Annotated in this window: 6 protein-coding genes; 5 read left to right on the top strand and 1 reads right to left on the bottom strand. The window is 42.9% G+C overall.

The annotated features are described in order from the left end of the window. Positions 1-314: 314 nt before the first annotated feature. Positions 315-2648 carry a hypothetical protein gene (locus IH598_11050; GenBank protein MBE0639047.1) on the top strand — a complete coding sequence of 778 codons (2334 nt, stop codon included), beginning with the start codon at positions 315-317 and terminating at the stop codon, positions 2646-2648. 215 nt (positions 2649-2863) lie between these two features. Further along, positions 2864-5545: a GNAT family N-acetyltransferase gene (locus tag IH598_11045; protein MBE0639046.1), complete on the top strand. Its 2682-nt coding sequence runs from the start codon at positions 2864-2866 to the stop codon at positions 5543-5545. A gap of 253 nt (positions 5546-5798) precedes the next feature. On the opposite strand, the gene IH598_11040 is transcribed toward IH598_11045, so the two are convergent. After that, positions 5799-6371 carry an adenylate kinase gene (locus IH598_11040; protein MBE0639045.1) on the bottom strand — a complete coding sequence of 191 codons (573 nt, stop codon included), beginning with the start codon at positions 6369-6371 and terminating at the stop codon, positions 5799-5801. 162 nt (positions 6372-6533) lie between these two features. Here IH598_11040 and IH598_11035 point away from each other — a divergent pair, with 162 nt between their 5' ends. The 3 genes from IH598_11035 to rnpA all read left to right on the top strand — a co-directional run bounded on the left by IH598_11035 (position 6534) and on the right by rnpA (position 8880). Beyond that, complete coding sequence (locus IH598_11035) at positions 6534-7391, top strand: DUF4271 domain-containing protein (protein ID MBE0639044.1); 858 nt, start codon at positions 6534-6536, stop codon at positions 7389-7391. Positions 7392-7436: 45 nt separating this feature from the next. Beyond that, entirely contained in the window at positions 7437-8204 is a 768-nt protein-coding gene (locus IH598_11030; GenBank protein ID MBE0639043.1) for a uroporphyrinogen-III synthase, read from the top strand. 265 nt (positions 8205-8469) lie between these two features. Next, complete coding sequence (gene rnpA, locus IH598_11025; protein ID MBE0639042.1) at positions 8470-8880, top strand: ribonuclease P protein component; 411 nt, start codon at positions 8470-8472, stop codon at positions 8878-8880. Positions 8881-8884 lie beyond the last annotated feature (4 nt).

Genomic DNA, 8884 nt, shown 5'->3' with positions numbered 1-8884 from the left:
TTTCTGCCAGGTTGGCGCCTTTACCTCCGAGCAAATTCTTCATTGTTGCATCGCCTTCGGCTTTACCGTTGCCGAAAAGGTAAACATACTTTTGTTTATTCTTACCCATAATTATTAAAAAATTTAAATTAAGTTACTTTGTTACTGATAATTAAATCAATAGAGAAATTTTTTGCAAAAATAGAAATTCCTCAGGACTTCGAATCATTAATTAATTCTTAATATTGTATCCTAATGCCGATTATGTCCATACGATTATTACCGGATGGGAAATTTCCGGATTGGTGAATGTTGAAAATTAATACGTTGACTGTATGAAAGCAGATTCTACTTTAAAATTCTTACTATTTCTTACGTTGATGTTTGCTGTCGGATGTATATCCCGACTGGCCTCAAAAGGAAATGACCCGGGTTTCGAACCGGTCAGGCATGGCAACTGGCGGGCGCTCGGGCCAAGTGGAATGCCCAACCTGGTTTCCAAAGCAAACACTTACGGCGTGGGGCAGGCCAACCGGATAGCCTTTGATCCGAACTATGACGGAGTAAAAAACAGAACGGTTTATGTGTGTTCCTCCTTTGGCGGGCTATGGCGCAGCGAAGACGACGGCTTGAAATGGTACAATGTAAACACCGATTTTCTCCCTTCAACCTCAGTGGCCGATGTTTGTATTAACCCGTTTGACTCGAAAATGATTTTCATTGGTACCGGCTATGCCGATGGCGGAATTCTCGATACACGTGGCCCCAACTGGTCGCAGATCAACCCGATACCAACTTCCGGGATTTTCCGCAGCAAAGACTGGGGGCAAACCTGGGAAAATATTTCTGATGGATTTATTCAGGACTTCGACTTTAGCGGAATGCCCCGGAAAATGGTGATCAACCCCCTGAACCCCGACCAGGTTTTCATCGCAAGCACCAATGGAATTTACCGTTCTGATAACGCTGCTTCAGACCTGGTTCGATGGAAGAATGTATTTGCCGGACTACTTCCCGGCGAGCAAGATTTCAGAAGTGTTGTCATAAAACCTGATGATGCTAATGTGATTTATGCCGGAAGCAAAGACATTTTCAGATCGAAAGACAGTGGAATTAGCTGGGAACGGTTAACCGGCGGTAGTTTTGGACTGGATTTGAGAAGTATTGCGGATACGTTTGCCGTTGACCGTATCAACCTTGCTGTGACACCTGCCAATCCCGAGCGGCTTTACGCTTACATCATTGGCGATAAAATTGTTAACGAAAAGCGATTCAAAGGAGCTTACATTGCTTTGTTTGAGCAGGAAAAATGGAGAATCATTGACGCCCGGTGGTCAGCCGGCCTGACCTATTTTGCCGTGCAGTGGATCGCGCTGGATGTGTCGCCGGTGGATGCTGACATGATTTATTATGGAAATTCAAGGGTGATAGGCACCGAAAAATTGGATAGTATTCCTTTTGATTTACGCTCCTCTTATTGTGGTAATGGCTTTCATGCCGATGTGCACGATCTTGTTTTTCAGCCCAATGTAGAAAATCCAAAGCTGTTCTGCGGAAATCATGGCGGGATCAGTGTAAAATCGTTTCCAAATCCGAACCAGGGAGGCTGGGAATACCGCAATGAAGGTTATAACACAGCCATCATCTGGAGTTTCGATGATTCGCCGTCTGACGAAAATGTGGCCGTTATAGCCACCCAGGACAATGGAACACTAATCTATTTTGACACGCTTGGCCACAAGTGGCATTTCATTGGCGGCGGCGATGGTTACACAAGCCGGATTGATGACAGCAATCCTCACGCAGTTTACTTCTCGAATGACGACCGCGCCCTCAACTTTTTTAATCTCAAAACATTTGCCCAAAACAACCAGACCGGAAAAATCCCTTTCGACCCTTACAACAACAAAGATTTAGCAATGACAGTAAAAACCTTTCCGGTAGTCAGTCACCCTGTTTCAGGCCAACCCTGGTTTGGTTTTTCTGAAATATTTACCAAAGAAATCACTCAACCCGAATTTGTAACTCCCCGTGAAGAAGTCTGGACCCGTCAATCCGATCTTCACCTATCAGAGCCTGCAGCCTGGAAACGCCAAATCACCGAGATTTCGATCTGTAAATCTGACCCGGACGTAATTTATGTGGTCACTGCCGGCCAGCAAAACCCACCTCACATGGAATGGCAGTTGAAATCGGGTTTGTATAAATCAGAAAATGGTGGAATAAAAGGAACTGATCAGACGGGGCTTCATTTTGAACCGGTTGACTACCCCGGTAAAGACTTCGACGACGACACGCTGGCTATTATCACCGGTGTTTTAGTTCATCCACTCAATCCCGATCATATCTGGTTAACGTACACAGGCATCCCCCGCGAATACAGGATCTGGGAGTCGAAGGACGGCGGAAAAACATGGGAAAACGCCGATCCTGAAGGTGTTTTTGCTGTCAACCCGGTGAATGCTATCGCTTACCTTGAAGGTTCCGACGACAGGCTTTACCTCGGCGCCGACCGTGGGCTTTATACAAAAACCCGGACAACTGACTGGCAAAAAGTGGATGATTTTCCAAATGTCAGGATAACCGAGGTCAATATCAACAAACAATTTGACCGTATTCGCGTGGCTACTTTCGGGAGAGGTTTATGGGATGGGCCGGTTAGTCAATAATTCTGATATTCAATCAATGTATTTCAAAGTTCAACCATCCATTTTAAGAGTTATTGAATTTTTCTTCACACCTTACAATTCCTCGCTCAATTGATGAAATATAGCCCCCTCAAGTGAAGTTTTCGTATTTTTGTAACTTGAAAATTCGAAATCATAGCTTTTTACCAAAAGAAAAATATTTCTCTCTAACTGACTTAAAAAGAACGATATAGATCATGGGAATTAAACAACTTAGCAGCATATTCAGGCCACAGCGGATAGCGTTGATCGGTGTACCGGCCAATCCGGAAACCGTTGGTGGATTAACCCTCAGAAACCTTGTAGGTGGTGGGTTCCGCGGTGTGGTCTATCCGGTCAATCCAAAGTACGAAGCAGTGCTTGGCATCCCTTGCTTTCCAAGCGTAAAAAGCCTTCCAAAAACCCCTGACCTGGCTGTGATCACCACCAATGCTGCAGCAGTTCCTCAAATTGTCGAGGAGTGCGGAGAAGCCGGAATCAAAGGGTTAATCATTATGTCAGCCGGATTTAAGGAAATAGGCCCCGAAGGAAAAAAACTGGAAGACCAGGTGGCTGCTATTGTGAAGAAATATGACATGCGCGTGATTGGTCCGAACTGCCTCGGAGTCATTGTTCCGGGTCAGCGGCTGAACATTAGCTTTTCTACCGGAATGCCAAAACAAGGCTCGGTGGCATTTATTTCTCAATCGGGAGCGCTTTGCACATCAGTGCTCGACTGGGCAATGAGTGAAAATATAGGGTTTTCCTATTTTGTTTCGATCGGCAATACAATGGATGTTGGATTTGGCGATCTGATTGATTTTCTTGGGCAGGATGCTCACACCAAATCCATTGTCCTTTATGTGGAGTCCATCACCTTCGCACATGAATTTATGACCGCAGCGCGTGCGTTTGCCCGAAAAAAGCCAATTATTGTTTACAAAGCCGGTCGTTTCCCTGAAAGTGCTGTGGTTGCCGCATCTCACACCGGTGCGATGGCTTCAGAAGATGCAATTTATGATGCTGTGTTCCGACGGGCTGGCGTTGCAAGGGTAAACAATATGGGTAATCTTTTCGATTTTACCGATTTGATTGGTGGCAAACGGATACCGAAAGGATCTAACCTTGGAATAGTAACCAATGCCGGTGGACCAGGAGTAATTGCAACAGATGCACTGATTTTTCATGGTGGTAAACTTTGTAAATTAACCAATGAATCGATCGAAAAACTGAACAAGTTATTGCCCCCTTACTGGTCACATAGCAACCCTGTGGACATTCTGGGAGACTCAACTCCAGACCGCCTTGCAGCCGCCACCGAAATTGTAATGAACGACCCTACAGTGGATGCCGTGCTAGTCATACTGACGCCCCAGGCAATGGCCAAACCAACCGAATCAGCCAAAAGAATCATCAAACTTTCCGAAGGTTATTCAAAACCAATCATGGCTGTGTGGCTCGGTGGTAAAACCATGGAAGAGGCCATGGATCTTTTCAATAATTCGGGAATTCCGGCCTATAAAACACCTGACCAGGCAGTACGGGCTTTTATGACGCTTGTAGATTATTCAAAAAATCTGGAATCTCTTTTTGAAACCCCGAAAGAAGTTCCTGTATCTTTTAAATATGATCGCCAGGCACTTAGGGAAAAGTTTGTCAATGAGATTTTTCCCAAGCAAAAAATACTCTCGCTTAAGGATTCCAAAGACCTGATCAATTCCTACGGCATAAAATCCACCAGCCCGATGCCCGCCACTTCGGTGGATGAAGCTGTAAAACTCGCGGCAGAAATTGGTTATCCGGTAGTGCTCAAGGTAGATTCGGCAGATATCGTCCATAAATCAGATGTTGGCGGTGTAGTGCTCGACATCGAAAATGAAGAATTGCTCAGGGCTGGCTTTCACCTGATGATGGAACGTGTGGCTAAACATATGCCCGATGCAAGGATTGACGGATGTACAGTCCAGGAAATGATTGAGATCAGAGATTCTGTGGAATTGATTTTAGGGATAAAAAAAGATTCCGTTTTTGGAACCGTGATTATGATTGGGATGGGTGGGACAGAAGCCGAACTGATTAAAGACCGGCGTCTTGAATTCCCACCCCTCAACGAACGACTGGCCAGCCGTATGATCGAATCCCTGAAAATTTACCCCCTTCTAAAAGGCTATCGTGGTCGTGCGCCAAAAAATATTGATAAACTGATCGAAGTTATGATCAGGCTGTCCTACCTTGCTGCCGATTATCCCGAAATCGAAGAATTGGACATTAACCCCATCATCATTACCAAAGATGATGTGGTGGCGCTGGATGCTCGTGTTGTTATCGATGAAAAGACACTTGAACAACCGGTTCCTCAGTATTCCCATTTGTTATTAAGGCCTTACCCCGAAAGATACATCAAAACTGTTCGCTTGGCAGATGGTACTGAAACCTTGCTACGCCCTATCAAACCTGAAGATGAACCCCTCTGGCTTGAGATGCTTGGGAGTTGCTCCAAAGAGGCCATTTATTCGCGCTTTCGTTACAATTTCCATTTCGACTCCCACGAAGTGGCCACCCAATTCTGTTACATTGACTATGCCCGCGAACTGGGGATCGTTGCTGAAGTTGAAGAGAATGGTCGCAAGAAACTTATTGGTGTAGGCAGACTAATCGCCGACCCCGACCTGGAAAATGTGGAATATGCCGTATTGATCACTGATGCATGGCAACGCAAGGATTTAGGCAAAATCCTTACCCAATATTGCACTGAGATAGCAAAGATCAATAACTTTAAGCGGATTTTTGCTGAAACTACCAAAGACAACAAGCCAATGATCTCGGTTTTTAAAAAACTTGGCTTTGCAGTGACTTTTAACTCAGACACAACAGTATCCGTTAGCAAAGACCTGATTTAGTATTTGCCAGAAAGCACACTGAATTTGATTTTCAACGATCTATTTACCCCAATCTTCCCAAAGGTCCGTAGGACTCTCCAAAGGAGTTCTTTGAACCTTTGGAGGTTTCCTTCGGAAAAAGGGAGTAAATCGTTGAAAATCATTACTCCCGGAATTTATCCCGAAACTTAAGGAGGGATGGAGTCAACTTATGGAGTTTTCTTGCTGACAATCTTTAATATTGTTTCCTGTTTAAAAAGTGATCTTCCCGTCCTCAGATGCGCTCATTGATCGCTTCGGTGATAGAATCAAAAATGTCATCGATGGAACCAACACCAGGAACTGACTTAAATTTACCCTGCTTTACGTAAAAGTCAATTAACGGAGCAGTTTGTTTGTGATAAACAGCCATCCGGTTGAGGATCACCTCCTCGGTATCGTCTTTTCGGCCTTCCAGCCTGGCACGGTTTAACAGGCGCTTAACCACCTCGTCCTGATCCACTTCAAGTGCAATAACCAGCCTGACTGCATCATTCCGTTTTTTCAGCAGCATGTCGAGGTCTTCAGCCTGACGATGAGTGCGCGGAAATCCGTCGAAAATATAACCGGCTTTTTCCTGGAGCTTATTCAATGCACTTTCGAGAATTTCGATCAACAGGTCATCAGGGACAAGTTCACCCTTCTCGATAATTGATTGGACTTTTAACCCTAAATCGGTTTTGTTCCTGATCTCCGATCTAAAAATGTCGCCGGTAGAGATGTGGGCGAGATTATACTTTTCCGCAATTTTCAACGATTGCGTCCCTTTTCCCGATCCCGGAGGACCAAATAAAATGAGGTTGAGCATGAGATAAATTAGATTAAAATGAATAAAAATTTCGATGGTCAAATATAAAACTTTCGCCACGAACAGCACCCTGAAATTATATTTAATTTTGCAGCCTCTGTTGTAACCATGAGAGATGCTGACAGCAATGGGGTTAAAACTTAGTTGAACTGACCAGGAAAAATGACGCAAACAGATTACTATCAGGATGAATATCAGGTATATTCTGATCATGACCACTGTCAGGTATATTCTGATTTTGACCATTGTCAGGTTTACGCTGAAAGCGATGACAGCCTTTGGTTATCAATGCCAGATCCAGTACCCACACAGACTTTCATAACCGAGATCCGGAGTCAACCCACTGCTATCATTCCACAACTCATAATACAACCGGGGTTTATCTGGCAATTTATGGCGCTCTTACTGGCAGCCTTCATTTTTGCTCACATAAAAGTCGTGCGAAAAAACTTCTTCAAAAATATGATTGCTGCATTTAGTTCCCGTCCGCTTTTTAAACAGTTAATCCGCGATGATCTGCTTTTCCCAATAGGTACGCAATTTCTGCTTTTTATTGCTATTTCACTGACTTTTGCTGTTTTTCTGATTCAATTGGATGAAATGTTTGTTTCCTCTCGTTTTTTAACCAGAGGTGAAGAACTTAAAAAACTGGCCTTGTATCTGGCGGGTGTAATTATAGTCTTATCCTTAAAATACCTGATTCATTACTTCACTGGTCTGATTTTCAAAACACGTTTCCTTACAAAGGAGTATCTGACCAACTCGTTTTATTTCAATACACTTGCGGCAGCCATTTTTATTCCCCTATTGATGGTTTCAACATTTTCAAAATCAGAACCTGTACTGATTGTGGTCATTGGAATGTCCTTGATACTGATAGCATTACGGATGTTGCGTGGCTTTATTATTTCTTTGGGTATCGAAATGTATTCCTATTTTCAAAATTTACTGTACTTTTGCACGCTTGAAATTTTACCTTTTCTGGTAATCTATAAAGTCATTATCAGAGGGATCATTTAAAGTATTTGGATTTAATCGAGATCAGCAATTAATTCAAACAGTACATTGATGATAAAGAATATACTTATTTCACAGCCAAAACCAGCCGATCCGGTAAAGAACCCTTACAATGAGTTGGCAGCAAAGTATAATCTCAATATTGACTTCCAGCAGTTTATTAAAGTAGAGGGAGTACCCGGTCGAGATTTTCGCAAAGACAAGGTTAACATTTTGAATCACACCGCCATTATCCTTACAAGTCGCAATTCTGTTGATCACTTTTTCAGGATTTGCCAGGAAATGCGCGTGGAAGTGCCCGAAACCATGAAGTATTTCAGCATTTCAGAATCAACCTCTTATTATCTTCAAAAGTACGTTCAGTTCAGGAAGAGGAAAATTTTCCACGGTCATCAAAATTTCAAAGACTTACTCGATATCATTAAGAAGTACCCTGACGAAAAATACCTGCTTCCCTGCTCGGACATTCACAAACAATCGTTGCCAAAACTGCTTGAAACAAGTAAAATCAAATTCACAAAAGCCGTAATTTACCGCACTTTGGCCGCTGATCTTTCGAACATTGATATTAATAAATATGACATGTTCGTTTTCTTCAGTCCGATAGGTGTCACTTCGCTTCAGAAAAATTTTCCCGAGTTTCAACAAGGTGAAAAATTTATTGGAGTATTCGGACCGTCCACTGCAAAGGCAGTAAAAGATGCCGGGCTGCGTCTCGACCTGAATGCCCCCACCAAAACAGCACCTTCGATGACCATGGCGTTAGATCAGTTTATTGAGAAAGTCTTTAAGAAAAACGGAATTAAGGTTTTATAGAAATACTTGTGACCATCTCATTCCAATAATTAGTGCCCGCCAGAAAACTCTTAATGTTGAAAATCAATGAATGCCCCAGCCCTCCCGAAGTCTCGGGATAAATTCCTGGAGCATTGATTTTCAACGATTTACTCCCTTTAGGGTGGGGTAAATAAATCGTTGAAAATCTATTTTAGGGAGTTTTCTGGCAGAAACTAATTAACACTTGGTTAAAGCCGTCTTCGCCTGATAAACATTTTGATAACTTTGCCAAAATGTTCAATTTATGCCTCACCCCAATTCTTTCAACAAAAACGAAAGGCTTTGCAGCAGGATTCTCATTGAGAAACTCTTCAATGAAGGCACATCTTTTCTGATTTATCCCATTAAAGTTGTTTATTACACTGATCGGATCGAGAAGGAAAACGGACGATCAGATGCACCATTGCAAGTACTGATTTCGGTTTCCAAAAAAAAATTCAGACGGGCTGCACACCGTAACAAGATCAAGCGGCTCATGCGTGAATCCTATCGCACACACAAGTCGGAACTTACTACACTATTGATAAAAAAGGAATATGAATTAGCACTTGGGCTGATCTACATCGGTGATTCCATTCCGGAGTTTGGTTATTTAAAATCAAAAATAATATCAATAATGAAGCGTTTGAATCAGGAGTTTTTGCAAATCAATTAACTTT

Source organism: Bacteroidales bacterium, from assembly GCA_014860585.1.
Lineage (GTDB): Bacteria > Bacteroidota > Bacteroidia > Bacteroidales > 4484-276 > RZYY01.
The sequence above is the reverse complement of the archived record's forward strand: the minus strand, read 5'-3'. Positions and strand labels throughout refer to the sequence as shown.